Genomic DNA, 25,951 nt, shown 5'->3' with positions numbered 1-25,951 from the left:
CATAGCCGACCAGTCAACCACCGCAATCCGGCACAGTCGGCGTGTCCGCCGAATTACAGTGGGAACCATGCGTTTCGGGCTGGACTACGCCGCAGGTCGTCCCGCGCCGAGTGCCATCAGGGCGGCCGGATACGACTTCGTCATCCGCTACCTGTCCGACGGCGGGCCCACCCTGCCGGGCAAGCTCCTCACTCCCGCCGAGGCGGACGGCCTGCGCGCACAGGGCATTTCCATCGTCTCCAACTGGGAGACCACCGCCGCCCGCATGCTCGACGGCTACGGCGCGGGCGTCACCGATGCGCGCGCCGCACTGGCCCAGGTGCTGCGCTGCGGGGGCCGGGCCGACCGGCCCATCTACTTCTCCGCCGATTTCGACGCCACCCCGCAGCAGCAGGTGCCCATCGACGCCTACCTGGACGGTGCGGCCAGCGTCATCGGACGCGCGAATGTCGGGATCTACGGCGGATATTGGCCGGTGAGCCGGGCACTGGACAGCGGGACCGCGACCTGGGCGTGGCAGACGGTGGCCTGGTCCGGGGGGAATATCGATCCGCGTATCGCCCTCTATCAGACCGGCGAGCAGGTCACGGTCGACGGCGTGCAATGCGATGTGAACCAAACCGACCGAGCCGACTTCGGCCAGTGGGATGTGGAAACGGAGGAACCCGACTTGACTCCCGAACAGGACGAGGTGTTGCGCGACATCCAGACTCAGCTGCGCGGTCCCGGTCTGCAGGGCTGGCCGCAGCTGGGCACCGATGCCCAGGGCCGCGACCGGACGGTGGTGGACGGGCTGGCGGCGGCACTCGCCCAGATCGACGAACTGCGCACCGAGATCAGCGATCTGGAGACCACGACGGCCGAGCTCAAGGACGAGGTGGCGCGGCTGTCGGGTCAGCATCGCTGGCCCTTCCCCTTCTCGCTGGTGGAGGGTCCGGCCACGGCGATCGCCGATCAGCTGGCAAAGCTCGAGCAGTTGCTGCCCGGAGTGCCGCTGCCCGGCTGGGGCACCGGCCCGAACGGCCATCCGGCCGCCGCGGGACAAGCTCCGGCGGAGCAGCAGCCGAAAGTGGTATCCGACAGTTGATTTGGCCGATTTGTCGGATTTGTTCCAGCACACGGCCGGCGACCGACCGGACCGCATGTTATTGCGGAACAGTGCGTGAACTGGCGTGAAAGCGAGCCTGAACCGGCCCCGAAGTGGCGATGAGCGGGTTCTTCTGTGATCAGAAGAACCCGCCCTCAAGGCACGAGAATACCGTCGCCAGGCCACGAGTTCACAACTTCGGGGAAACTTTTTCGCACCCACGCCACATTCGGACGACCGAGCGCGGTAGGGGCAACACCCGAGCAGATGCCTGTTGGGACAGCAACTTCGGGGCTATTGTCGGGATCGTCCGATCTTCTTGCTCCGGTTCCCGACGAAGGAGGCTCTCGTCGCCGTCAGCGTGGCACTCGACAAAGGGCGGCCTGATCGATCAGAGCTTCGCCGGATCGATCAGGCCGCGCTCCACCGCTCGCGCGAGTCGGCGCGGCACCTGGTACACCGCTCCCCCGCCCTTGACCGGAATCAGATCCGGGGGAGTCGCCTTCCACTGCGAGCGCCGGCTGTGGGTATTGGCCCGCGACATTCTCCGCTTCGGAACGGCCATGGTCAGTTCTCCTCATCCCTGGTCGAATTGCGATTGCCGCGAACACGTTTGCCGTAGCGGCGCTCGAACTTCTCCACGCGGCCCGCGGTGTCGAGCACACGCTGATTCCCGGTCCAGAACGGATGCGAATCCGAGGTAACATCGACCACCAGCAGCGGGTAGGTATTGCCGTCCTCCCACTCGATGGTGCGAGTGGACACCGCGGTGGAACGGGTCAGGAAGCACTTTCCGGTGCTCACGTCCTGGAAGACCACCGGATGGTAGTCGGGGTGGATTCCCTGTTTCATCACTTCACCTTTCGTTGTTGCGAGTGGCGCCGTCCCCGGCGACGGGCGCGGATCGGGTTGTGTCACACGGCTCTTCGTGCTGATCGCCGAACGGGTCCGGCCACAGCGCGACCCGTTCGGGCGCGAAGCGCACCTGCCGCAGTTCGTCCTCGTCCACCAGCGCCCAGTGCAGCGCGTGGCGGACCTCCTCGGGATCGGCGTCGGCGACCAGGATCACCAGCGAGGTGTGGCGGTCGCCGAAGTGCTCGTGCCAGCGCAGCGAGGCCAGCGCGCGCCGCTCCGGATCCACCTCGTCCAGTTCCCCGGATGCCATGGCCGCCAGCCACTTCCCCGCGCCGCCGACCCGCAGCCCGCCGCCCGCCGACTCCAGCCACACCACCTCGTCCGGCTGGGTGGCCAGCCACACCCGGCCCCGGGCGCTCACCACGCCGTCCAGCAGGACGTCGATGGCCGAGTGCAGCCGATCGGGGTGAAAGGGGCGGTCGGTGGCGAATTCCACCAGTGCCACACCGCAATCCGGCTCCAACGGCGGACCGCCGGCCAGCAGCGGGGCGTGCGGATCGAAGGGTGCGCCGCGGCGCGCGTCCGCGGGTACCCGGCGCAGCAGCCAGGTCAGGTCGTCCACGCTGAGCGCGGGTGGCCCGGCCACCCAGGCGACGGGGGCGCGCGGGGCCAGCCGGGCCAGCACGGCGGCGGTGCGCTCGCGGTCCAGCAGATCGGCGTCGCGGTCGAAAACCACCAGGGCATCAGCGAACTCGACCTGGCCGACGGCCAGCTGCGCCACCGTGCGCTCGTCCTCCGCGGTGGCATGGCCGCGTTCGGACAGCGTCTCGTCGCCGGTGGCGTCGGCCAGCCAGTCGCGGGCGTCGACACAGGTGAGGACGGTGTCGATGCGCACGCTGCGCCCGGCCGGGCCGTCGACCCGGCCGACCACGCCGGTCACCGTCACGTCGGCGATGGCCTGACACACCGCCTCCGCCTCGAAGGCCGGATCCAGCGCGAGCACGATGCGCCGCACCGAATCCCGCTCGGCCAGCAGGCACAGGTAGGGCAGCAGGTCGGCGCGCAAGGTGCAGGAGACGCAGCCGTGCGCGAGTTCCAGCACGGTCGTGGTCTCCCGGCCGTCGATGCGGACGACGCGCCGCACCACGCCCTGGCGTAGCTCGCTCAGGTCGTGCCGGACCACGACCGTTCCGGGCTTCCCGCCCAGCAGGCGGGCGGCCTGCTCGACACCCTCGGCGGCGCGTCCGGGGAGTCCCGCGAGGACGAGCACTGGCTTGCGTTGGGACGGCACCGGTCCCCCTTTCGACAATGATTTTCAATTACCGAGGACCGAGGGTACCGTGGAATAGATTCGTTGTCGAAAACGATTGTCATGTACATCTACCACCGGAAGGGAGTGCCCATGTCGGCCATCTGCCAGGTCACCGGCCGCAAGCCGGGCTTCGGCAAGTCCGTATCGCACTCGCACAAGCGGACCAACCGGCGCTGGGACCCCAATATCCAGCGCAAGACCTACTACCTGCCCAGCGAGGACCGGCGCATCACGCTGACCGTCTCCACCAAGGGCATCAAGACCATCGACCGCGACGGCATCGAGGCAGTGGTAGCTCGGCTGCGCGCCCGCGGCGAGAAGATCTGAAAGGGAGAACAATGGCATCGAAATCGACCGACATCCGGCCCGTCGTCAAGCTGAAGTCCACGGCCGGGACCGGCTACACCTACGTCACCCGCAAGAACCGGCGCAACGATCCCGACCGGATGATCCTGAAGAAGTACGACCCGGTCGCCCGCAGGCACGTCGACTTCCGCGAGGACCGGTGACGTGGCCAAGAAATCGAAGATCGCCAAGAACGAAGCACGCAAAATCGTCGTGGCACGGTGGGCGGAGCGGCGCGCGGAATTGAAGGAGATCATCCGCAAACCGGCGAGCAGCGACAGCGAACGGGCGGCCGCGCAGGCCGCCCTGCAGCGGCTGCCGCGGGATGCCAGTCCGGTACGATTGCGCAATCGGGACGCCGCGGACGGACGCCCGCGTGGTCATCTCCGCAAGTTCGGTCTCTCGCGCGTGCGCGTTCGCGCGATGGCCCATCGAGGAGAGCTGCCCGGTGTGCACAAATCGAGCTGGTAAGCATCCACGATTCGTGAGTGAGGAACCGCTGACATGGCAGTGAAGCGAGCACCGTCGAAGAAGGTCCGTGCCGAGCAGGCCCGCCGCCCGAAGAAGAATCCCCTGATCGCCGCCGGCATCGAGACCGTCGACTACAAGGATGTGAACCTGCTCCGCACGTTCATCTCCGACCGCGGCAAGATCCGCAGCCGCCGCGTGACGGGGCTGACCCCGCAACAGCAGCGCCAGGTCGCCGTCGCCGTCAAGAACGCCCGCGAGATGGCTCTGCTGCCATTCACGAGCCGATAGCTCGCGACATCGCCCGACGAAAACCCAAGAGTTGAAACAACTTTCGGACTCTCAGGGGCTTCGCCCCGGAAACTTCGACTACAACAGGAAAGCCCCGCGCCGCCTCGGTCGGGGCTTTCCTGTTTGTCAGCGCGGGATCCCCACCCACCCAAATACGATGCCCCCGAGTGCATTAGCACTCGGGGGCATCATTTCTCGTAAACGTCGGCAGGGCCGCGCCTTACGGGATGGTCAGCACCTGGCCGGGCTGGATGAGGTCCGGGTTGTCGATGCCGCTGGCGTTGGCGATCTCCTGGTAGCGGTTGCCGTCGCCGTAGAAGCGCTCGGCGATGGCCCACAGGGTGTCACCCGGCTCGACGGTGTAGGTCTGGGCGGCGGGCGGCGGCGGGGGCACGTCCTCGACGACCGCGGCGGCCTGGGCCTGGACCGGCTCCGGTGCGGAGAGCGGGTTGTCGGTGTTGGTGCCCGACGACCAGACGGCGCCTTCGGAGCCGTACAGCACCACATTGCGGTCGGGCTGGACGACCAGACGGTCCACGTTCTTGCCATTGGTCTCAGTGGACCAGGCGGCGCCGTCCTCCTTGTAGAGAACGAAGTTGCCGTCGTCTTGCAGGGTGGCCCGGACGACGCCCTGGCCGTTGGTGCCGGTGGCCCACACGACATTGCCGCTCGGTTCGGACAGCACCAGGTTGCCATCATCTTGCAGAGTCAGGGTGTAGGCACCGCCTTGCAGCGCCTCTCCACGACCGAGTTCTTCGCCGACCTTCAACGAGTCGCCCACGGTGCGTCCTTTCGGGAGGGGGTGATCATGAGATAAGCCGATGGCGCGGAACTGCATTCGCACATCTGTCACGACACTACCGATCCCGCGCGGGTCACCGCACGGTTACGCGCCGGTTCTGCGAAGATTTCGGCGTGTCTTCGCCAGAAATTCGCCAGGGGGTCGAATCCGGCGCGTGCGCCTGCCGTGCGGTCGCGGACACTAGGGTGTCAGCCATGTACGGGACACGGGGACGCCGCCTGATCGCTGCCGCCGCAGCCACTCTGATCGGGCTCACCATCACGGCGTGCGGAAGCACGGAAAGCACTGGCGACCAATCGAAGACCGGCGCCGCCGCGACCAGCACCAAGACCACGCCCACCGAGGCGCCCAACGGGCAGATCGGACGGGCTTTCACGGCGGATCCGAGTATCGTGAGCCCACACGGCATTTCGTTCGACAGCTGGACCCGGGTCGCACCCGACCGGATCGCGGTCAACTTCCAGACCGGCTCCCCCGAGTGCTACGGCGTGAACGCCACCGTCACCGAAACCTCCTCGACCGTCACCGTCGATCTGAAGTCCGGCACCCTGCCCGATGCGGTCGGCAAGATGTGCACCATGATCGCCGTCTTCGGCACCCTCGAAATCCAGCTGAAGTCCCCGCTGGGTGATCGAAAAGTCCTCAGCGCCACCTAGTTCCCGGCACTGCGGCGGAGGCGGTCCGCGCACGCGACAGGGGCCCGGATCGGTGGACGATCCGGGCCCCTGCCCCTAATGTTGTTGTCCCGCTACACGACTCGCGTCAGCGGGGTTTGCGCTCAGTGCGCGAAGTGCCGGGAACCGGTCAGGTACAAGGTCACTCCGGCCTCACGGCACAGCTCGATGGTGTCCTTGTCACGGATCGAACCGCCCGGGTGCACGATGGCGCGCACGCCCGCGGCCACCAGGATCTGCGGGCCGTCCGAGAACGGGAAGAACGCGTCCGAGGCCGCCACCGAACCCTTGGCGCGGTCACCGGCCCGCTCCACCGCCAGCTTGCAGGAGTCGACCCGGTTGACCTGACCCATGCCGACACCGACGGCCGCGCCGTCATCGGCCAGCAGGATGGCATTGGACTTCACGGCACGGCACGCGCGCCAGGCGAATTCGAGATCGCGCAGGGTGGCCTCGTCGGCCGCCTCACCCGCGGCCAGCGTCCAGTTGGCGGCGCTGTCACCCGCGGCGTCGAGGATGTCGCGCTCCTGCAGCAGCACACCGCCACTGACCGGACGCAGCTCCGCACCCTTGCGCCGGGCCGGCTCGGCCACCAGCACGCGCACGTTCTTCTTGCGCTGCAACACCTCGACCGCGCCATTGGCATAGGACGGGGCCACGATGACCTCGGTGAAGATGTCGGCGACCTGCTCGGCCATCTCCACGGAGACCTCGCGGTTGGCCGCGATCACGCCGCCGTACGCGGAGACCGGGTCGGTGGCGTGCGCCTTGCGGTGCGCCTCGGCGATGTCCGCGCCGACCGCGATGCCGCACGGGTTGGCGTGCTTGATGACCGCCACCGCCGGCTCGTCGAAGTCGTAGGCGGCGCGCCAGGCGGCGTCCGCGTCGGTGTAGTTGTTGTACGACATCTCCTTGCCGTGCAACTGCTGCGCCTGCGCCAGCCCGACCGGGCCACCCTGGTTGGTGTACAGCGCGGCCGCCTGATGCGGGTTCTCGCCGTAGCGCAGCACATCCGCGCGCTGCCAGGTGCCGCCGATCCACTCCGGGAACTGCTGCGCGCCTTCGGGTTCCGGCGCGACGGCCGGGACCGCCACACTGGTCATCCAGCCGGCGACGGCCACATCGTAGGTGGCGGTGTGCTGGAAAGCCTTGGCGGCCAACGCGGTCCGCTCGGCCAGGGTGAAACCGCCCTGCTGTACGGCGGCGATCACGTCGGCGTAGTCACCGGTGTTCACCACAACCGCGACCGACGGGTGGTTCTTGGCGGCGGCGCGCACCATGGACGGCCCGCCGATGTCGATCTGCTCGACGCACTCGTCGACGCTCGCGCCGGACGCGACCGTCTGGGTGAACGGGTACAGGTTCACCACGACGAGCTGGAAGGCCTCGACACCCAGCTCGACGAGCTGGTCGACGTGCTCCTCCTTGCGGGTGTCGGCCAGGATGCCGGCGTGCACCCGCGGGTGCAGCGTCTTGACCCGGCCGTCCAGGGTCTCCGGGAAACCGGTCAGGTCTTCGACCTTGGTGACCGGAATGCCGGCGTCGGCGATCTTGCCGGCGGTCGAGCCGGTCGACACCAGCTCCACGCCCGCACTGTGCAGACCGGTGGCCAGTTCGATCAGACCGGTCTTGTCGTAGACGCTTACGAGGGCCCGCTTGATCGGCTTGCGTTCACTCACCGGAGAACTCGCTCATCTGGGATAACTGCCTTTCGTCCATCGGAGACAATGCCTCGGGTAGCGACAGCGGCGACGACCTCCGCCAGCAGCCGGCGCTCCACGACCTTGATGCGCTCGTGCAGGGTGTCCTCGTCGTCATCGGGCAGCACCGTGACCGCCTCCTGCGCCAGGATCGGCCCGGTGTCGACACCCGTGTCGACCAGATGCACGGTGGAACCGGTCACCCGCACGCCGTAGGCGAGCGCGTCCCGCACCCCATGCGCGCCCGGGAAGGCGGGCAACAGCGCGGGATGGGTATTGATGATGCGACCGCCGAAACGGTCCATGAAAGCAGGGCCGAGAATCTTCATGAAGCCCGCGGACACCACCAGATCGGGTTCGAAGGCGGCGACCACCTCGGTGAGCGCGACATCCCATGCGGCGCGGTCCGGGAAATCGCGCAGCGCGACCTTGAACGACGAGACATCGAAGGCCTGGGCGTGCTCGGTGGCGGCGCAATCGCGATCCACCCCGACGGCGACCACGGTGGCCGGATAACCCGGCTGCTGCGTCGCTTCCAGCAGCGAACGCAACAGGGATCCGGTGCCGGAAGCCAGCACCACGACGCTCGCGGGCGCGGTCGGCGGCAGCTGCGGGGCGGGCGTGGACGTCAGCGCACTACTCCCTGTCGATCGGAGCGGGATGGGGACGGCGGAAACGAACCCGCCGCCTCAAGCGTAACGACCGTCCACTTGCTACTTGTCCGGCAGGTCTCCCTCTACCACTTCCGCGTCGACGATGTCGGTGTTGTCGGTGGATTTCACAGCGGCATCGGCGGCGTACTCGTCCTGGTCGTCGACCAGTTCGGCGTCGAGGGCGCCGTGGAGATCCTCGTCGCCGTACCAGCCGCCCTCGTCGTCGTGGCCGGCGCCGGGCTGGGCGTCAGCGGCGGCCTCGTCGTCGAAATCCTCGTCGTAGTCGTCGTACTCGTCATCGTCGTAATCGTCGTCCGCGTACTCGGCGTCGTCGTCCGCGTAGTAGTAGTCGTCCTCGTACTCGTAGTCGTCGTCATAGGCGTCGTCGAAGGCCGCGGGGGCCACCACGGCCGGGCCGCCGAAGAACCGGGCGCCCAGCATGCCCACGTATCCGGCGACGGCCAGCCAGACGAACACCAGCGCCGCGCCCACCGCATTCGGCGCGATCCGGCCGAAGGTGCCCAGCTCGCCCCCGGCCACCACGCCCAGCAGTGCCACCACGACGGCCGCCACCCCGGCGGCGGTCAGGGTCGCCCAGGGCGCGGTCGCCCGATCATGCGAGGTGCGACCACAATCCAGGCCCGACAGCACCCCGATCGCCGCGGGCGCGAGGAGCAGCACCAGCCACCACACCGCCACCGGACCCGACGGCACCGCGGCCGCCACCGGCACCGCGGGCACCGGCGCGCCCTGAATCGCGAACAGGCTCAACGATCCCGGGCCGATCTGTACCTGGCCGCCGGCCAGCACGCTCACCGCGTCGACCGCGACATTCGGCAGGTAGGCCAGCGACAGCAGCGTCAAACCCAGTGCGCCGACCGCGTTTCCGGCCGCATGGTAGGTGTCGCCGAGGCGGGACCAGTGCAGCAGGAACGACACCACGGTCACCGCGGCCGCCGCCAGCAGCAGGCGGCCCACCGCCCGCAGCCCCGCCCGGAAACCGGGAACCACCCAGTCCGGCAAGGGAATCGGCAGCAGATCGGCGAAGTCGCGCCAGCGCCGCGCACCGATGCCCACGAGCGCCGCCAGCAGATTCAGCCCGAGCACCCAGGCGAAGGCGGCCAGGGTGTCCGGCGGCTGCAACGACACCACCGCCGCCGCGTCCTCGGCCACCGCGAGGCACACCGCGGTGATCAGCAGCGGGCCGCCCACCGCCGCGCCCACCACCCAGCCCAGCTCGGCGGTCTCGCACTCGGGCCCGGCCGCCTGCGCGCTGTCCCGCGCCACCAGCCACAGCATCAGCAGGGTCGGCGCCAGCGGCCACAGCCCGATCCCGGTCTTACCGATCACCAGCGGAACCTGGTGCACCGCAAGCCAGCTCGCGGCAATGGCGCCCGACGAACCGCTCATCCCGCTGCCCGCTGCGAACAGGGTGGCGTACACCAGCACGAAGATCACCAGCAGCGTGATGGCCGAGGCGCGCGCGGCGACCAGCATCAGCACCCGGGCGCGTTCCGGGGTCAGCGATCCGAAACCCCCGCCGCCCCCGCCGCCCCCGCCGCGCCGCCGGACCGGGGGCCGCGCCGGCTCCCGGAGATCGGGGTCGCTCAAGCGAGCCAGGGCAGTTCTGGGGGCATTCATGGACATCCAGCGTGGCAGCATCTCGGAAACCGTGGGGTCAGGCGCGCCGGAACGACCGGCGCGCTGGCAAAAGAGAACGGCCCCCGGTGACATACCGGAGGCCGCTCCTGACGGGAGGCGAAACTACTTGTCGTCCTGGCCCGGCCGGAAGGCCCGGGTGGCGTCCGCCGACGGATCCGCCGCCTGCTCGCCGCCGAACGGCTGCGCCGGGCGCTGCGGCTGGGCGCCGAAATGCTGGGTCGCGTCCGCACTCCCGGCCGGCTGCTGCGGCGTGCCGTACGGCGACTGCTGGCCGTAACCGGTCTGGGCGGGCTGCTGGCCGTAGGACGGCGGCTGCTGACCGTAGGTCGGCTGGGAACCGGTGCCGTAGCCCGCGGGCTGCTGACCGTAACCGGCCGGCTGACCGTAGGACTGCTGCTGCGGCTGCTGGCCGTACCCCGCCGGCTGACCGAACGACGGCTGCTGACCGTAGCCGGGCTGCTGACCGAACGCCTGCTGCTGGTACTGCGGCCCGGTGGAGCTGAACGGCTGCTGCGGCTGCTGACCGTAACCACCCTGCGGCGCGGCCGGTTTCGGCTCCGGCGCCTTCACGATGCCGAGCTCGAACAGCAGTGCCAGCACGGCCACCACGGCCTGCACGAACGACAGGAACAGGATCACCCAGCCGCCCCACTTCAGCGTCACGCTGTCGCCGAGGTCGAAGGAGCCGAACAGGATGCCCAGGAACGCGCCGAACGAGGCGGCCGCCACGATGCCGGTGTTGCCGCTCTGCTTGGGCAGCAGCGACAGGCCGGCCAGCAGACCCGCGATCAGCAGGATCGTCACCAGCGCCGCGGAACCGGTGCTCTCGAACAAGCTGAAGCTGGTGTCACCGCCGACCCGGGTGTTGCCGATATCGACGGCCTTGGTGCCGATATAGGGCGCGAAGCCGAGCAGGAAGTTGATGACGCCGAGCACGGCCACGCCCACGGCGAGGAAGAACGGCAGGCCCTTGCCCGCAACGGGCGACGTGCCCGACCCGGCAGCAGGAGCGCCCGTGGGCTGCGAGCCGTAGCCGGGTACGGAGGAGGGCGTCGGCTGGGGCGCGTTGTATCCCGAGCCCCCGGTCGGGTATGACATGTCGTCGTCTCCTATCGAGTCGTTCACGAACCTCCACCGACGCTACTGCACTCGACGGCCGCGGGCACCATCTACCACCAGACGTGGCCCGACCGCAATACCCGAACCGGCGCAGTGCACGACCGACTTACCCGGCCCATCGCACCCGCAAACCCCCACCCCCGGCCAGATTCGTCACAGGACCGCGAATCACGAAGGCCGCCTGTCGAATTCGACAGGCGGCCTTCGTATTCAGCCGATCAGATCTCGCCCTGTGTCCCGCTTCCGCCAGGAAGCGGGACACGAGAACTCATCAAGCGCTGATGCTCGCCTTCTCCAGGATCTCGCGCGCCAGGGCGGCGGTCTCGGACGGGGTCTTGCCGACCTTCACGCCCGCGGCCTCGAGGGCGTCCTTCTTGGCCTGGGCGGTACCGGCGGAGCCGGAGACGATGGCGCCGGCGTGGCCCATGGTCTTGCCCTCCGGCGCGGTGAAGCCCGCGACGTAGCCGACGACCGGCTTGCTGACGTTGGCCTGGATGTAGGCCGCGGCCCGCTCCTCGGCGTCGCCGCCGATCTCGCCGATCATGACGATGAGCTTGGTCTCCGGGTCCTTCTCGAACGCCTCGATGGCGTCGATGTGGGTGGTGCCGATGACCGGGTCGCCGCCGATGCCGATGGCGGTGGAGAAACCGAAGTCCCGCAGCTCGTACATCATCTGGTAGGTCAGGGTGCCGGACTTGGAGACCAGGCCGATAGGGCCCTTGCCGGTGATGTTGGCCGGGGTGATGCCGACCAGCGACTCACCCGGGGTGATGATGCCGGGGCAGTTCGGGCCGATGATGCGGGTCTTGTTGCCCTTGTCCACGTTGTAGGCCCACGCGTAGGCGGTGTCCTGCACCGGGATGCCCTCGGTGATGACCACGAGCAGCGGGATCTCCGCGTCGATGGCCTCGATGATGGCGTCCTTCGAGAAGGCCGGGGGAACGAACGCGATGGAGGTGTCCGCGCCGGTCTTCTCCATGGCCTCGGCGACGGTCGCGAAGACCGGCAGCTCGACCTCGTTGCCCTGGGCGTCGACGTGCTTGACGGTGGTGCCCGCCTTGCGCGCGTTGACACCGCCGACCACGTTGGTGCCCGCCTTCAGCATCAGGGCGGTGTGCTTGGTGCCCTCGCCGCCGGTGATGCCCTGGACGATGACCTTGTTGTCCTTGTTCAGGAAGATAGACATGTTGGTTCGTGTCCTTACTTGGCCGCAGCCAGCTCGGCGGCCTTGTCGGCGCCTTCGTCCATGGTCTGAGCGAGGGTCACCAGGGGGTGGTTGGCGTCGACGAGGATCTTGCGACCCTCCTCGACCTTGTTGCCGTCGAGGCGGACGACCAGCGGCTTGTTGGCCTCGGCGCCCAGGATCTCCAGGGCCTGCACGATGCCGTTCGCGACCGCGTCACAGGCGGTGATGCCACCGAAGACGTTCACGAACACCGACTTGACCTGCTCGTCGTTGAGGATGACGTCCAGGCCCGCGGCCATGACGGCGGCCGAAGCGCCACCGCCGATGTCGAGGAAGTTGGCGGGCTTGACGCCGCCGTGGTTCTCACCGGCGTAGGCGACAACGTCCAGGGTCGACATGACCAGGCCGGCGCCGTTGCCGATGATGCCGACCTCGCCGTCGAGCTTCACGTAGTTGAGGTCGTTCTGCTTGGCCTTGAGCTCGAGCGGGTCGGTGGCGTCGATGTCCGCGAACTCGGCGTGGTCGGGGTGGCGGAACTCGGCGTTCTCGTCCAGGGTCACCTTGCCGTCGAGGGCGAGGATCTCGTCGTTGGGGGTACGCACCAGCGGGTTGACCTCGACCAGGGTCGCGTCCTCCTTGATGAACACCTCCCACAGCTTCTGGATGGTCACCGCGGCGGCGTCGAGGATGTCGGCGGGCAGATGGCCCTGCTCGGCGATGGAACGGGCGAAGGCCAGGTCCACGCCCTTGACGGCGTCGACCGGCACCTTGGCCAGGCGGTCCGGCTTGGTGGCGGCCACCTCCTCGATCTCCATGCCGCCCTCGACCGAGCACATGGCCAGGTAGGTGCGGTTGGAGCGATCGAGCAGGAAGGAGATGTAGTACTCCGAGGCGATGTCCTTGGCCTCGGCAACCAGGATCTTCTTGGTGATGTGGCCCTTGATGTCCAGGCCCAGGATGTTGTTCGCGTGGGTGAAGGCGTCGTCGGGGGTGGCGGCGTACTTCACGCCACCGGCCTTGCCGCGGCCACCGACTTTGACCTGCGACTTGATCATCACCGGCTTGCCGATTTCTTCCGCGATCGCACGGGCGTCCTCGGCCGAGTCCGTGACGCGGCCCTCCGACGAAGGCACTCCGTGCTTCACGAAGAGTTCCTTCGCCTGATATTCGAAGAGATCCATGTACTCACCGTCTCGTCTGCGTTGTTGTGACAACGTCTTGGTTGGCGGCCCGTCGTCGGAGGCGGGTTGGCTCGGACTCTAATCAGTCACATGGAGCGGAAATCAGCCGCATACAGCCTAAGTGGCGCAGGTCACGGTACTGTCTCCGCGGCCCCAAAAGCCCTCGTCAATGCTACTCATCGGTAGCTTGTTGACCCTGCGCCAGGTGGGACACACGAATCCCGGACAGTGATCCTGGCTACGACGTTGTGTCGTTGACAAAGCTCACCCGGTTACCCGAAGCACAGTGAGCGCATTCCCGCTCGGAAAGTGATCAATATCACAGCAGCGTGTCGAACCAAGTCCATCGCTTGCTGAGCCGCAATCGTTTCGTTACCGTCGTTGCGGTCGATGTCACAACCCGGTCACGGACAGGAGGACGGCAGGCTTGACGCAGCACAGCGCTCCCAAGGAAATGAGCCGCTCCGCAGGCGACTTGTCGGCCCCGCAGCACTCTCCGGACCGGCGCAAATGAGCGACGGCCCCTTCCCCTCGCAGCCCCGCGCCCGCCGCGGACACCGCTATCGCGAGGACGCAGAGAACTACGGCGGCGCGACCACCTTCGATGCCCCCGCTCCGACGCACAGCGGGGTCGCCCACGGCGACTGGGATGCCACCCAGGCCTGGAACGGCGACACGCAGTGGGATTCCGGCTCCGAATGGAATTCCGATGCGGACTGGAACGGCGGTCAGCAGTGGGGTGAGTCCCCGCAGTGGGACGAATCCGCCGACTGGCAGCCCGAACCGAACTGGGACTACAACGCCCAGACCACCGTGAACGGCTGGGCCGCACCGAATCCGAGTGATTGGGCACCGCAGTCGCGGACCAACTGGGATCCGACCGCGGACCCGACCCCCTCCGACGAGTACCGGCCGGTCTACACGTTCAAGACCGCGTCCGGCGAGAAGCTCCAGTTCTCCGGTGACGGCGCCCGCCTGAATCGCAGTGCGCGGGCAGCCGAAGTCGAGCACGACGCCGACTACGACGACGAGCCGCGCCCGACCCGCTCCGGCGGCAAGCGCCGCTCCGGCGGCACCCACCGCCTACCCGCCCCGCCCACCGCGCTCAAGGGCCGCGCCGCGGTCGTCGCGGTCGCCGCCGGTGCGGTCGTGGCCGCGGGCCAGGCCACCATCGAGTCCACCGGCCACGACAACAGCAATGTCGACTACCAGGCCGCCAACCAGGTCAAGGAGGTCGCTGCGACCTCGGTGGTCGGCGACGGCGCCCCCGGGTCGCCCCAGGTGGTGAGCCCGAACGCGCCCGCGAGCCTGGACCAGTTCAACGACATTCTGGCCAAGGGCAAGCAGTTCGCCGCCGACATGGCCAACCAGGAGGCGTCGAAGAACCGGCCACTATGGACGAAGTTCGCCAACGGCACCTACACCTCCGGCTTCGGTATCCGCTGGGGCGTCGCCCACCAGGGCGTGGACATCGCCGCCCCGATCGGCACCCCGATCTACGCGGTCGCCGACGCCACCGTGCTCGAGGCCGGTCCCGCCTCCGGCTTCGGCATGTGGGTCCGGCTGCTCCACGACGACGGCACCGTCACCATCTACGGCCACATCGACACCGCGACCGTCTCGCAGGGCCAGCGCGTGCTGGCGGGCGACCAGATCGCGACCGTCGGTAACCGCGGCTTCTCGACCGGCCCGCACTGCCACTTCGAGGTCTGGCTGAACGGCGTCGACAAGATCGACCCGCTGCCCTGGCTGGCCTCGCGCGGCATCTCGCTCGGCCCCGAACGGGACTGACCCGCAACCGAACCCGATCCGAAAGGCGCGCCCGGCAGGGCGCGCCTTTCGGCGTCCCGGGCGGCTCCCGGCGGAATCGGGCCGACCGGCGACCGGATCGAACCCGTCATGCGGACGGTGCCGATCGACGCGGAGGCGTCCTGGCGGACCGGCCCCATCGCGCAGCCCTGACGGCCCCGGAGCGGGTCCGGCTGCTGCGCGCCGAGGGTCACGTCGGGGTGATTGGATCCCGTTGCGGTACAGGCGGTTCTGGACGCTCTGCTCGGGCCGCGCCGACGAGTGACGCCCGATCAGCGCGGTCCGGGCCCGATCAGCGGCGGTTGGAGCGGTACCAGCGGATCAGCGCGTCGGTGGACGAATCCGATTGCGGCGCGGGATCTTCCGCCGCCGTCAGCAGCGGCTCCAGGGCCAGCGCCTGTTGCTTGCCCAGTTCCACGCCCCACTGGTCGAAGCTGTCGATGCCCCAGATCGCGCCCTCGGTGAACGCCTGGTGCTCGTAGAGGGCGATCAGCTGGCCCAGCACCGACGGGGTCAGCTCGGGCGCAAGGATGGCCGTGGAGGGCCGGTTGCCGGGCATCACCTTGTGCGGCACCAGGTTCGGGGCGGTGCCCTCGGCCGCGATCTCCTCGGCGGTCTTGCCGAAGGCCAGCACCTTGGTCTGGGCGAAGAGGTTGCTCATCAGGATGTCGTGCATGCTGCCCGAGCCGTCCATGGTGGGCAGATCGCTCACAGGACGGGCGAATCCGATGAAGTCGGCGGGCACCAGCCGGGTGCCCTGGTGCAGCAGCTGGTAGAAGGCGTGCTGGCCATTGGTGCCGGGCTCGCCCCAGAAGATCTCGCCGGTGGAGGCGGTGACCGGGGTGCCGTCGGCGTGCACGGACTTACCGTTGGACTCCATGGTCAGCTGCTGCAGGTAGGCCGGGAAACGGGCCAGGTCGTTGGAGTACGGCAGCACCGCGCGGGACTGCGCGCCGAAGAAGTTCGAGTACCAGACGCCCAGCAGCCCGAGCAGGATCGGGCCGTTCTCCGCCAGCGGCGCATTCGCGAAATGCTCGTCCACGGCGTGCATTCCGGCCAGGAACTCGGCGAAGCGCTCCTTGCCGATGACCGCCATGACCGACAGGCCGATGGCCGAGTCCACCGAGTAGCGGCCGCCGACCCAGTCCCAGAAGCCGAACATGTTGGCGGTGTCGATACCGAAGTCCGCCACCCGCTGCGCGTGGGTGGACACCGCGACGAAATGCTTTGCGACAGCGTCCTCGCCGAGCGCGGCCACCAGCCAGCGGCGGGCCGCGGTGGCATTGGTGAGCGTCTCCAGGGTGGAGAAGGTCTTGGAGGCGACGATGAACAGCGTGGTGGCCGGGTTCAGGCCGTCCAGCTTCGCCACCAGATCCGACGGATCGACATTCGAGACGAACCGCGCCGAGATGCCCGCGTCCGCGTAGTGCCGCAGGCCCAGCGTCACCATGGCCGGGCCCAGATCCGAGCCGCCGATGCCGATGTTCACCACCGTCGCGATGCGCTCGCCGGTGGCGCCGCGCCACTGCCCGGAGCGCACCTGGTCGGTGAATTCGCCCATGCGCCGCAGCACTTCGTGCACGTCGGTCTCGACGTTCTGGCCGTCCACCGTGAGCGGCTCACCGACGGGCCGGCGCAACCACACGTGCCCGACCGAGCGGTCCTCGGAGGTGTTGATGCGCTCGCCCGCGAACATGGCGTCGCGGCGCTGCTCGACCCCGGCGGTCTGCGCCAATTCGGCCAGCAGATCCAGGGTTTCGCGTGTCACCCGATGCTTGGAGTAGTCGATGTGCAGGTCGGCGACCTGCACGGTCAGCTCACGACCACGCTCGGGATCCTCGGCGAAGAACTCACGCAGATGCCGCCCGGCGAGAGAGGCGTGGTGATCGTGCAGTTTCCGCCAGACCGCCGATGCGGTGATGTCGCTGCTCACGATCGCCGAGGTTACAACCTTCACCTTGCGACGCGCAGGTAACAAGACGTCATTCGCGGGATTCTCCCAGCGCAGAGCGATTTTCGGCCGGCAGCGGGGGTGCGGATTCCACGGACTCCGGCGGCTCGGACGCACACGCGCCTAGGCTCGTCTCATGGTGACCGAAAGCGCCCTACTCTCGTCCATTCCCACGCGACTTTGGATCGGCGGACCGGTGGACGCCACCGGTGGCGCGACCTTCCCGGTGCACAATCCGGCGACGGGTGAGGTCATCGCCCAGGTCGCCGACGCGACACCCGAGGACGCGGTGCGCGCCCTCGACGCGGCCGCGGCCGTGCAGGCCGAATGGGCCGCAACCCCGGCCCGGCAGCGCGGGGAGATCCTGCGCGCGGTGTTCGAGGCGATCACGGCGCGGGCCGAGGAGTTCGCCCTCCTCATGACCCTCGAAATGGGTAAGGCCCTGCCGGAGAGCCGCAATGAGGTTCGCTACGGCGCGGAGTTCTTCCGCTGGTTCAGCGAGGAAGCGGTCCGCATTCACGGCCGCTACCAGGCCGCCCCGGCCGGGACCGGGCGAATCCTGGTGCACAAGCAGCCCGTCGGCCCGTGCCTGGCCATCACGCCCTGGAACTTCCCGCTGGCGATGGGCACCCGCAAGATCGGCCCGGCGCTGGCGGCGGGCTGCACCATGATCGTGAAGCCCGCGGGTGAGACCCCGCTGACCATGCTGCTGCTGGCCCAGCTCTGCAGCGAGGCCGGCCTGCCCGACGGCGTGCTGTCGGTCATCACCACCTCGCACTCGGGTGCGGTCACCGCGCCGCTGCTGAACGACCCGCGGCTGCGCAAGCTGACCTTCACCGGCTCCACCCCGGTCGGCAAGAAGCTGGTCGAGCAGTCCGCGCACGGCCTGCTGCGCACCTCGATGGAGCTCGGCGGCAATGCCCCGTTCGTGGTCTTCGACGATGCCGACGTGGATGCCGCCGTGCAGGGCGCGCTGCTGGCCAAACTGCGCAATGGCGGTGAGGCGTGCACCGCGGCCAACCGCTTCCATGTCCAGAATTCGGTTCGCCAGGAATTCACCGACAAGCTGGTGGCGGCCATGGCGGAGTACCGGCTCGGCAATGGCGTGGACCCGGACACCACGCTGGGCCCGCTCGTCAACGAGAACCAGCTCGACACCGTGAGCGAGCTGGTCGACGACGCGGTGTCGGCGGGCGCGCAGGTGAAGCTGGGCGGCAAGGCCCCCGGCGGTCCGGGCTGGTTCTATCCGGCCACGGTGCTCACCGATATCCCGGCGCAGGCCCGCATCCTGCGCGAGGAGGTGTTCGGCCCGGTCGCCCCGATCGTTGGCTTCGACACCGAAGAGCAGGGCCTGGCCGCGGCCAACAACACCGAATTCGGCCTGGTCGCCTACGTGTACACGCGCAGTCTGGACCGGGCGCTGCGGGTGGCCGAGGGCCTGGAGAGCGGCATGGTCGGCGTCAATCGGGGCGTCATCTCCGACCCGGCCGCGCCCTTCGGCGGCGTGAAGGAATCCGGTTTCGGCCGGGAGGGCGGCTTCGAGGGCATCGAGGAGTACCTCGACACCAAGTACATCGCCCTGCCCTAGACAGGAAAGAACCGCCCCGGGGTCGAGACACCCGGGGCGGCTTTGGGGAGGCTGCATCCGTGGCACGCATGCAGCGCGGTCTGTGTGGGGCCGCACTTCGCGACGCACCGCATGTTGTATCGAGCATGCGATGCCCGGCGTTAACGGGCCCCGCCGAAGGCGGCAGGGCCGGGGGTTTCGGGGTTTCGGGGGCGCAGCAGGCCCCCGAGAGCCTTGCGAGAGTTGTCGGTCAGTGTCCGAGGCGGCCGCGACCCAGGCGCAGCAGCAACATCGCCAGGGTGTGGCCCTCCTGGCCCAGCTCGCTGAATCGCTCGAGCACCTTCATCTCGCGGGAGTGGACGAGCTTGGGCCCGCCGTTCGCCATACGCGTTCGCCCGATGATGCGCGAGACCTCGGTGCGGCGCTTGATAGCGGCGAGGATTTCGGCGTCCAGCTTGTCGATTTCCAAGCGCAGCTTGTCGATCTCAGCCTCGGAGGGCAGGGCGGAGTCCGAGCCGGTGGCAGACTCGGAATGTCCCGTCGTCGAGATGCTCATTCTTCAACTCCTCGTGGTCCAGAACGTCGATCGGCGGGTGGACCCAACCTGTTACCGATCGGTTCTTCACCAAGAATCAGACCTGTTGGCCATACATTGTCCCCCTGGGACCGCACCACATTGTCCCCCCGGGATCGGGCTCAGGTGCAATGCGTCGCCTTGGAGCCGGTCATGCGACGAGTGTGCCATGCATAGGGACCTATGCAAAACAGGTACGTTTGTGAATCTCCTGAGTTTCCCGACCGGGTGCGGTTCACCGGATGTTCGCCGGACCGGCACTTATCGGACACCTGTGCGGTCCGCCCCGCCGCCTGTCGGTGCGCGCCGGTAGCGTGGATGGGCGATGAATACGACGGTGGCACAGGACGAGCAGAAGACCGAGCGGTTGCTCGAGGGATTGAATCCGCAACAGCGCGCCGCGGTGATGCACACCGGCACCCCGCTGCTGATCGTGGCCGGGGCCGGGTCCGGAAAGACCGCTGTCCTCACCCGTCGCATCGCCTATCTGCTCGACGCTCGCGGGGTGCGGCCCGGCGAGGTGCTGGCCATCACCTTCACCAACAAGGCCGCCGCCGAGATGCGCGAACGGGTGGCCGGGCTGGTCGGCCCGCGCGCGGCCGGCATGTGGGTGTCCACCTTCCACTCCAGCTGCGTGCGCATCCTGCGTACCCAGGCGTCGCTGCTGGCGGGGCTGAACTCCAACTTCTCCATCTACGACGCGGACGATTCCCGGCGGCTGCTGGGCATGATCATTCGCGACTTCGAGATCGATGCGAAGAAGTACTCGCCGCGCCTGCTGGCCACCGCCATCTCGAATCTCAAGAACGAGCTCATCGACCCGCCGCAGGCCGCGGCCGACGCCGAGACCGAGGACAGCGAGCTGCCGCGCATCGTGGCCCGGGTCTACGACGAGTACCAGCGGCGGCTGCGCGCGGCCAATGCCCTCGACTTCGACGATCTGATCGGTGAGACGGTGTCGCTGCTGCAGCGGCATCCGCAGGTGGCCGAGTACTACCGGCGGCGCTTCCGGCACGTGCTGGTCGACGAGTACCAGGACACCAACCACGCGCAGTACGTGCTGGTGCGTGAACTGGTGGGCCATCATCGGGGCCGGCCGGGTGACGATGCCGCTGCCGAGGATCGGGTGCCGCCCTCGGAGCTGTGCGTGGTGGGTGACGCGGACCAGTCCATCTATGCCTTCCGCGGCGCCACCATCCGCAATATCGAGGAGTTCGAGCGCGACTTCCCGGATGCGGAAACCATTCTGCTGGAACAGAACTACCGCTCCACCCAGTACATTCTGACCGCCGCCAACGCGGTCATCGCCCGCAACGAGGGCCGGCGCGAGAAGAAGCTGTGGACCGATCAGGGCGACGGCGATCTGATCGTCGGCTATGTGGCCGACAACGAGCACGACGAGGCCTCGTTCGTGGCCCGCGAGATCGACAGGCTGGTGGACCAGGGCGACGCCAACTACGCGGATGTGGCGGTCTTCTACCGCACCAACAACAATTCGCGGGCGCTGGAGGAGATCTTCATCCGCATGGGGCTGCCCTACAAGGTGGTCGGCGGGGTGCGCTTCTACGAGCGCAAGGAGGTTCGCGACATCGTGGCCTACCTGCGCGTCCTGGAGAACCCGGATGACGCGGTGAGCCTGCGGCGGGTGCTCAACACCCCGCGCCGCGGCATCGGCGACCGTGCGGAGGCCTGCGTGGCCGTGCACGCCGAGCAGCGGAATATCGGCTTCGCGCAGGCGCTCCGGGACGCGGCCGCGGGCAAGGTGGCTCTGCTCAACAGCCGCTCGCAGCGGGCCATCGCCGGCTTCCTGGAGCTGCTGGAGGAGATCCGGGCAGCGGGCGCGCAGGCCGACATGGACTTCCCGGATGTGGGTTCGGTGGTGGAGGCGGTGCTGGACCGCACCGGCTATCGCGCCGAGCTGGAGGCCTCCGACGATCCGCAGGACGGCGCACGCCTGGACAACCTCAACGAATTGGTCAGCGTCGCACGCGAATTCAGTTCCGAGGCGCGCAACAATGTGGAGGCCGCGCGGGCCGAGGGCATGCTGCCCGAGCAAGCCGAGGGCGAACCGGAGCCGGGTTCGCTGGCGGCGTTCCTGGAGCGGGTCTCGCTGGTGGCCGACGCGGACCAGATTCCCGAAGAGGGTTCCGGCGTGGTCACGTTGATGACCCTGCACACCGCCAAGGGCCTGGAGTTCCCGGTCGTGTTCGTGACCGGCTGGGAGGACGGCCAGTTCCCGCACATGCGCGCCCTGGGCGATCCGACGGAGTTGCAGGAGGAGCGCCGGCTGGCGTATGTGGGCATCACGCGCGCCCGCAAGCGCCTGTATCTGACCCGGGCCGTGGTCCGTTCGGGTTGGGGGCAGCCGGTCTCCAATCCGGAATCCCGCTTCCTGCAGGAGATTCCGGGTCACCTGATGGATTGGCGGCGGCTGGAGCCGGCCCCGTCGCAAACCTCGCGCGGTTTCCGCCGGCGCGGCGAAGACGAAGGGCTGGAACGGGATTGGACCCGCGGTGACGGCTGGTCGGAGCCGCGCCCCGGTCTGCGCGATCGCGGCGAGCGGCGGCCCGCGCCGGCCGCCGCGGGGGTCAAGCGCAACAACACCGGTCTGGTGCTGGCCGTCGGCGACCGGGTCAACGACGACAAGTACGGCCTGGGCCGGGTGATCGCCGCCGAGGGCTTCGGCTCGCTGGCGACGGTCACCATCGACTTCGGCACGGCCGGCAAGATCCGGCTGATCCCGCAGTACAGCCGGACCCTGACCAAGCTCTGATCAGCTGGTGTGGCGGCTGAGGACGTCGTAGGCGCGCACGGCGTCCTCGGGAAAGACCAGGATCCGGAAGCGGTCCTGGAGGTTTCGCCAGCGGTGTATGCGCGCCCGGCCCATGGTGGCGCGTACCCCGTGGGAGTGCAGCAGCTGCCGGACGGCGCGCGCGGACTGCATGTCGTAGACGGTGGCGGCGGGCACCAGCAGCCCGTATTCCTCGTCGTCGGTGCGTGTCCGGAGTTTCATCCTCGACTCCCGTTGTCCTGCTTGGCTTTCAGCATGGTGAGCTGCGCGTGCTCCTCATCATGATGCTGGGCGGCGAGGAGCGCGCGCTCCTCGGGTGGGTCGGCGATGAGGAACCCGCCGGGTCCGGGTTTGCCCGCGGAGCCGAGCTTGCTCATCTTCTTGGGGACGGCCGCGCCCTGGTACTCCAGGGGAATCGGATGACCGTGCCGGTCCACCGGCCCGAGCGACTGGTGCACCTCGATGTACTCGCCGTGCGGCAGCCGTTTGATGATGCCGGTCTCGATGCCGTGCTCGAGCACCGCCCGGTCGCTACGTTGCAGGCCCAGGCAGAACCGGTAGGCCACGGCGTAGGCCAGCGGCGGCAGGGTCAGCAGCGCGATCCGGAAGAACCAGGTGGTCGCATTGAGGGAGACGTCGAACTTCAGCGCGATGATGTCGTTCACGCAGGCGAAGGTGAGCACCAGGTAGAAGGCAATGGCCATGGCTCCGATCGCGGTGCGCACCGGCACATCTCGCGGCCGCTGCAGCAGATTGTGGTGCGCGGTGTCCTTGGTCAGCCGCTTCTCTATCCACGGGTACAGCGGGATCACCGCCAGCACGATGCCCATCACCACCGCCACCCAGAAGGGCGCGGGAATGGTGTAGCGGCCCAGGTAGATCTCCCAGGGCGGCATGAGCCGGGCCAGGCCGTCGGTCCACATCATGTAGAAGTCGGGCTGGGATCCGGCCGACACCTGGGCGGGGTTGTAGGGCCCCAGATTCCAGATCGGGTTGATCTGGAAGAGCCCGCCCATGAGCGCGACGGTGGCCAGGGTGAAGGCGAAGAACGCGCCCTGGTCCAGGGAGAACACCGGAACGATGCGCGCGCCCACCACATTTCGCTCGGTGCGGGCGGGCCCGGGGAACTGGGTGTGCTTCTGGTACCAGACGAGTGCGATGTGAGCACCGATGAGCGCCAGCATGATTCCCGGGAACAGCAGCACGTGGGTGATGTAGAGCCGCGGGATCAGGACGGTGCCAGGGAATTCCCCGCCGAAGAGGAAGAAGTGGATCCAGGTGCCCACCACCGGGACCGCCATGGTGATGCCGCCCAGCGGTGACCGCAGGCCGGTGCCGGAGAGCAGGTCGTCGGGCAGCGAATAGCCGAAGTAGCCCTCGAACATGGCCAGGATCAGCAGGACCGCGCCGATCACCCAGGTGGCCTCGCGGGGTTTGCGGAAGGCGCCGGTGAAGAACACCCGGAACATGTGGATGATGATCGACGCCGCGAACAGCAGGGCGGCCCAGTGGTGGACCTGCCGCACGAACAGCCCGCCGCGCACGTCGAAGGAGATGTCCAGAACGCTGCGGTAGGCGGCCGACATCTGGACGCCGCGCAGCGGCTGGTAGCTGCCGTTGTAGGTCACCTCGGTCATGGACGGCTCGAAGTAGAGCGTCAGGTAGACCCCGGACAGCAGCAGGATGATGAAGCTGTAGAGCGCGATCTCCCCGAGCAGGAACGACCAGTGGGTCGGGAAGACCTTGTTGATGGAGCGTTTCAGGCCCGCGGCCAGGTGATACCGCTGGTCGGCGGCATCGGCGCGGTTCGCGGTGGCGTTCATGAACATGAGACGCCGGAGCGGGCCGAAACGTGACACCTGGATCGAGGAGTTGTCCCGGATCACACCCCGCGCACGGCCGGGTCAGCGCGGCAGCAGGTCCGACAGCGCCTCGTCGAGGGTCGGGTAGCGGAAGCGGAACCCGCTGTGCCGCAGCACCTCCGAGGTGGCGTGCCGGCCGGTCAGCCCGAGCGCCGGATCGGTGCGCAGCAGGACCGCGCCCACGGTGAGGGCGGCCGCGGGGGTGGGCGGCGACCACGGGCGGCGCAGCTGCCTGCGCAGGGTGGTCATGAGCTCCTTGTTGCGCACCGGGAAGTCGGTGGCCGCGACCACCACGCCGGTGGGCAGGCCGACCCGCGGGTCCAGGCCCAGCCCGGCGCGCACGATGGCCAGCCAGTCCTCGCCGTGGACCCAGCTGAACCACTGCCGGCCGCTGCCGACACTGCCGCCCAGGCCCGCCTTGGTCAGGCCCACCAGTCGCCGCAGCGCGGGCGCGTCCGGGTCCAGCACGATGGAGGTGCGCAGGATGGTCCAGTGCGTGGCATTCGCCCCCTCGAAGGCCGCCTCCCAGGGTGCGGCCACGCCGGTCATCTGTGGCAGGCCGGGCTCGGGCAGGGGTGTGCCCTCGGTGCAGCGGAGTTCCCCGGCGTCGGCCCAGATGGCGGTGGTGCTCGCCTGGATCCAGTAGTCGACGGGCCGATCCAGTGTCTTGGACGCTGCCACCAGCGCGCGGGTGGAATCGACGCGGCTGCGGCGCAATTCGGCGATATTGCGGGCGGTGGGCCGGCAGTCGACGAGCTTGCCGGCGAGGTTGATCACCGCGGTGCGTCCCGGATTGCGCAGGGCGTCGGCCCACGGGCCGACGGTGCGGCCGTCCCATTCGTATTGCGGGTAGGGCAGTTCCAGCGCGGTGCGCCGGGTGAGGATGACGACCCGCTGGCCCCGGCAGGTGAGGTCGGCGGCCAGGGTGCGGCCCAGGGCGCCGGTGCCGCCGGCGATCACGACGGTGAGCGCGTCCGCGGCGGGCCGCAGCCCGGCCAGCTGGGCCAGGCGGGTGAAGCAGGTGTGGGTGTCGGTCTGCAGCAGGTCCCCGACGGCCTTGCGCATGACCGCGGCCGAGGCGCCGGTGAAAGTGAGCTGCTGGCGGAGTTCGGTGCCGCCGTCACGCGGGGTGAGCACCCAGCGCAGTCGCATGGTGCCCGCGGGTTCCGGCTGCTCCAAGGTTATTTCGCGGTCGGGCACGAAGGTGGAGACGACGAACGGTTTCGCCAGCCGCCCGTGCACTGCCTCGGTGACGCGCCCGCGCGGCAGGTAGTCGCCGGTGACGCCCGCCGCGGGTGTGCCGTGCAGTGTCGCCGCGGTGACGGCGGGATTCCACTCGGGCCAGCGGGCGGGATCGCCGAGGACGGCCCACAGCTGCTGCGGCGGGAGGGCGATCCACTGGGTGTACGTCGTTGTACGAGGCATGATTCCGACGCTATTACCGGCGGGCTGCGGCGGGAAGCGTGGTCTTGGTCGCAGCCCGCGCGGTGTGGTCGGGGCGGGTGTCAGCCGATGCTGGTCTGGGTGCCGAGGGTGAAGGTGTGGCCGTGCGAGGTGCAGGTCATGCCGCCGCCGTGCGGACGCCCGCCGAGGCAGGTCGCGCCCGCGTAGTCGAACTGGGTGCCGGCGTACACGTTTCCGGGCGGGCGCGGCACGTCCCAGAGCTGACGGGCATTCGGATTGCCGTGCTGGCCACCGAGTCCGAAGGTCGGGTGGGCGGGCAGGAAGGAGCCGTCGATCACGATGTCGGAGATGGGAATCAGGCCCCACAATTTGTTGCCCTGGCCGAGATCGCAGGCGACATCGCCATTCGCGTGAATGGCGCACTGGGTGGCGAAATCATTGAAATACAGGGTGTCGCCCACCAGGAAATCCGAGTTGTCCGCCTCGATGACACCCGAGTCCGCCGAGGCGGCGCCGGTGCCGAGAATTGTGAGCGCGACCGCTGCCATCGCACTGCCGATAACACTACGCACGTTCATGACCATCGACCCTAGAGCACCGGAACCCCTTGGCACCAGCGCGAATTCACGTACTTCACAATTCAGGCATCGATTAACGA

General features: G+C 68.6%; 25 protein-coding genes. 9 read left to right on the top strand and 16 right to left on the bottom strand.

Annotation, left to right across the window (positions count from 1 at the left end; translation table 11 throughout):
• The first annotated feature begins 67 nt into the window (after window positions 1–67).
• Complete coding sequence (locus ACFXHE_RS27310; protein WP_379387312.1) at window positions 68–1,087, top strand: DUF1906 domain-containing protein; 1,020 nt, start codon at window positions 68–70, stop codon at window positions 1,085–1,087.
• 391 nt (window positions 1,088–1,478) lie between these two features.
• Here the strand turns inward: ACFXHE_RS27310 and rpmF are convergent, their stop codons facing one another.
• Genes rpmF through mrf form a run of 3 tightly spaced genes read right to left on the bottom strand, consistent with a single transcriptional unit; the run spans window position 1,479 to window position 3,233 of the window.
• Window positions 1,479–1,652, bottom strand: coding sequence for a 50S ribosomal protein L32 (gene rpmF / locus ACFXHE_RS27305; RefSeq protein WP_379387311.1), 174 nt, complete (start codon window positions 1,650–1,652; stop codon window positions 1,479–1,481).
• A 2-nt stretch (window positions 1,653–1,654) separates the two neighbouring features.
• Window positions 1,655–1,939, bottom strand: a complete 285-nt coding sequence (locus ACFXHE_RS27300; protein WP_354836286.1) for a type B 50S ribosomal protein L31 — start codon at window positions 1,937–1,939, stop codon at window positions 1,655–1,657.
• Between the two features lie 4 nt (window positions 1,940–1,943).
• A complete protein-coding gene (gene mrf / locus ACFXHE_RS27295; RefSeq protein ID WP_379387310.1) occupies window positions 1,944–3,233 on the bottom strand; it encodes a ribosome hibernation factor-recruiting GTPase MRF in 1,290 nt (429 codons plus the stop codon).
• A gap of 111 nt (window positions 3,234–3,344) precedes the next feature.
• On the opposite strand from mrf, the gene rpmB reads away from it, so the two are divergent.
• From rpmB to rpsR, 4 genes are read left to right on the top strand one after another with little or no spacing between them, the layout of a single operon-like run.
• Window positions 3,345–3,581 (top strand): 50S ribosomal protein L28, encoded by a 237-nt coding sequence (gene rpmB / locus ACFXHE_RS27290; protein WP_354836567.1) that lies wholly within the window; start codon window positions 3,345–3,347, stop codon window positions 3,579–3,581.
• A gap of 11 nt (window positions 3,582–3,592) precedes the next feature.
• The gene (gene rpmG / locus ACFXHE_RS27285) at window positions 3,593–3,763 is read left to right on the top strand and encodes a 50S ribosomal protein L33 (protein WP_354836290.1); all 171 of its coding nucleotides are present in this window, start codon (window positions 3,593–3,595) and stop codon (window positions 3,761–3,763) included.
• Between the two features lies 1 nt (window position 3,764).
• A complete protein-coding gene (rpsN, locus tag ACFXHE_RS27280; protein WP_379387309.1) occupies window positions 3,765–4,070 on the top strand; it encodes a 30S ribosomal protein S14 in 306 nt (101 codons plus the stop codon).
• Between the two features lie 33 nt (window positions 4,071–4,103).
• Entirely contained in the window at window positions 4,104–4,358 is a 255-nt protein-coding gene (gene rpsR / locus ACFXHE_RS27275; protein ID WP_011211513.1) for a 30S ribosomal protein S18, read from the top strand.
• 220 nt (window positions 4,359–4,578) lie between these two features.
• On the opposite strand, the gene ACFXHE_RS27270 is transcribed toward rpsR, so the two are convergent.
• The gene (locus ACFXHE_RS27270) at window positions 4,579–5,139 is read right to left on the bottom strand and encodes a LysM peptidoglycan-binding domain-containing protein (protein WP_379387308.1); all 561 of its coding nucleotides are present in this window, start codon (window positions 5,137–5,139) and stop codon (window positions 4,579–4,581) included.
• Between the two features lie 215 nt (window positions 5,140–5,354).
• Between ACFXHE_RS27270 and ACFXHE_RS27265 the strand changes: the two genes are divergently transcribed.
• Window positions 5,355–5,816 (top strand): hypothetical protein, encoded by a 462-nt coding sequence (locus tag ACFXHE_RS27265; RefSeq protein WP_379387307.1) that lies wholly within the window; start codon window positions 5,355–5,357, stop codon window positions 5,814–5,816.
• A 122-nt stretch (window positions 5,817–5,938) separates the two neighbouring features.
• Here ACFXHE_RS27265 and purH read toward each other — a convergent pair whose 3' ends face one another.
• The 6 genes from purH to sucC form a co-directional block, all read right to left on the bottom strand.
• On the bottom strand, window positions 5,939–7,513 hold the full coding sequence (gene purH, locus ACFXHE_RS27260) for a bifunctional phosphoribosylaminoimidazolecarboxamide formyltransferase/IMP cyclohydrolase (protein ID WP_379387306.1): 1,575 nt from the start codon (window positions 7,511–7,513) through the stop codon (window positions 5,939–5,941).
• Complete coding sequence (purN, locus tag ACFXHE_RS27255; protein ID WP_379387501.1) at window positions 7,510–8,142, bottom strand: phosphoribosylglycinamide formyltransferase; 633 nt, start codon at window positions 8,140–8,142, stop codon at window positions 7,510–7,512. The genes purH and purN overlap by 4 nt, the downstream gene beginning before the upstream one ends.
• A gap of 105 nt (window positions 8,143–8,247) precedes the next feature.
• A complete protein-coding gene (locus ACFXHE_RS27250) occupies window positions 8,248–9,798 on the bottom strand; it encodes a DUF6350 family protein (RefSeq protein ID WP_379387305.1) in 1,551 nt (516 codons plus the stop codon).
• A gap of 153 nt (window positions 9,799–9,951) precedes the next feature.
• Complete coding sequence (locus ACFXHE_RS27245) at window positions 9,952–10,947, bottom strand: DUF5336 domain-containing protein (RefSeq protein WP_379387304.1); 996 nt, start codon at window positions 10,945–10,947, stop codon at window positions 9,952–9,954.
• A gap of 292 nt (window positions 10,948–11,239) precedes the next feature.
• The gene (sucD, locus tag ACFXHE_RS27240; protein ID WP_379387303.1) at window positions 11,240–12,154 is read right to left on the bottom strand and encodes a succinate--CoA ligase subunit alpha; all 915 of its coding nucleotides are present in this window, start codon (window positions 12,152–12,154) and stop codon (window positions 11,240–11,242) included.
• Between the two features lie 14 nt (window positions 12,155–12,168).
• The gene (sucC, locus tag ACFXHE_RS27235; RefSeq protein ID WP_379387302.1) at window positions 12,169–13,335 is read right to left on the bottom strand and encodes an ADP-forming succinate--CoA ligase subunit beta; all 1,167 of its coding nucleotides are present in this window, start codon (window positions 13,333–13,335) and stop codon (window positions 12,169–12,171) included.
• 510 nt (window positions 13,336–13,845) lie between these two features.
• On the opposite strand from sucC, the gene ACFXHE_RS27230 reads away from it, so the two are divergent.
• Window positions 13,846–15,126, top strand: coding sequence for a M23 family metallopeptidase (locus tag ACFXHE_RS27230; protein ID WP_379387301.1), 1,281 nt, complete (start codon window positions 13,846–13,848; stop codon window positions 15,124–15,126).
• 310 nt (window positions 15,127–15,436) lie between these two features.
• Here the strand turns inward: ACFXHE_RS27230 and pgi are convergent, their stop codons facing one another.
• A complete protein-coding gene (gene pgi / locus ACFXHE_RS27225) occupies window positions 15,437–17,077 on the bottom strand; it encodes a glucose-6-phosphate isomerase (protein WP_379387300.1) in 1,641 nt (546 codons plus the stop codon).
• Window positions 17,078–17,231: 154 nt separating this feature from the next.
• Between pgi and ACFXHE_RS27220 the strand changes: the two genes are divergently transcribed.
• The gene (locus ACFXHE_RS27220) at window positions 17,232–18,683 is read left to right on the top strand and encodes an NAD-dependent succinate-semialdehyde dehydrogenase (RefSeq protein ID WP_379387299.1); all 1,452 of its coding nucleotides are present in this window, start codon (window positions 17,232–17,234) and stop codon (window positions 18,681–18,683) included.
• Window positions 18,684–18,912: 229 nt separating this feature from the next.
• Here the strand turns inward: ACFXHE_RS27220 and ACFXHE_RS27215 are convergent, their stop codons facing one another.
• A complete protein-coding gene (locus ACFXHE_RS27215) occupies window positions 18,913–19,218 on the bottom strand; it encodes a chorismate mutase (RefSeq protein ID WP_354836317.1) in 306 nt (101 codons plus the stop codon).
• A 343-nt stretch (window positions 19,219–19,561) separates the two neighbouring features.
• Here ACFXHE_RS27215 and pcrA point away from each other — a divergent pair, with 343 nt between their 5' ends.
• Window positions 19,562–22,009 carry a DNA helicase PcrA gene (gene pcrA / locus ACFXHE_RS27210; RefSeq protein WP_379387298.1) on the top strand — a complete coding sequence of 816 codons (2,448 nt, stop codon included), beginning with the start codon at window positions 19,562–19,564 and terminating at the stop codon, window positions 22,007–22,009.
• On the opposite strand, the gene ACFXHE_RS27205 is transcribed toward pcrA, so the two are convergent.
• From ACFXHE_RS27205 to ACFXHE_RS27190, 4 genes are all read right to left on the bottom strand, one after another.
• Complete coding sequence (locus ACFXHE_RS27205; protein WP_379387297.1) at window positions 22,010–22,249, bottom strand: hypothetical protein; 240 nt, start codon at window positions 22,247–22,249, stop codon at window positions 22,010–22,012.
• Entirely contained in the window at window positions 22,246–23,850 is a 1,605-nt protein-coding gene (locus tag ACFXHE_RS27200) for a cytochrome bc complex cytochrome b subunit (protein ID WP_379387296.1), read from the bottom strand. The genes ACFXHE_RS27205 and ACFXHE_RS27200 overlap by 4 nt, the downstream gene beginning before the upstream one ends.
• 81 nt (window positions 23,851–23,931) lie before the next feature.
• Window positions 23,932–25,314 (bottom strand): DUF1731 domain-containing protein, encoded by a 1,383-nt coding sequence (locus ACFXHE_RS27195; RefSeq protein ID WP_379387295.1) that lies wholly within the window; start codon window positions 25,312–25,314, stop codon window positions 23,932–23,934.
• Between the two features lie 80 nt (window positions 25,315–25,394).
• On the bottom strand, window positions 25,395–25,871 hold the full coding sequence (locus ACFXHE_RS27190) for a hypothetical protein (RefSeq protein ID WP_364614348.1): 477 nt from the start codon (window positions 25,869–25,871) through the stop codon (window positions 25,395–25,397).
• Window positions 25,872–25,951: the final 80 nt, after the last annotated feature.

Origin of the sequence: Nocardia sp. NPDC059229 (assembly GCF_042754165.1) — a bacterium.
GTDB lineage: Bacteria > Actinomycetota > Actinomycetes > Mycobacteriales > Mycobacteriaceae > Nocardia.
This window is presented reverse-complemented; position numbering and strand designations above follow the sequence as displayed.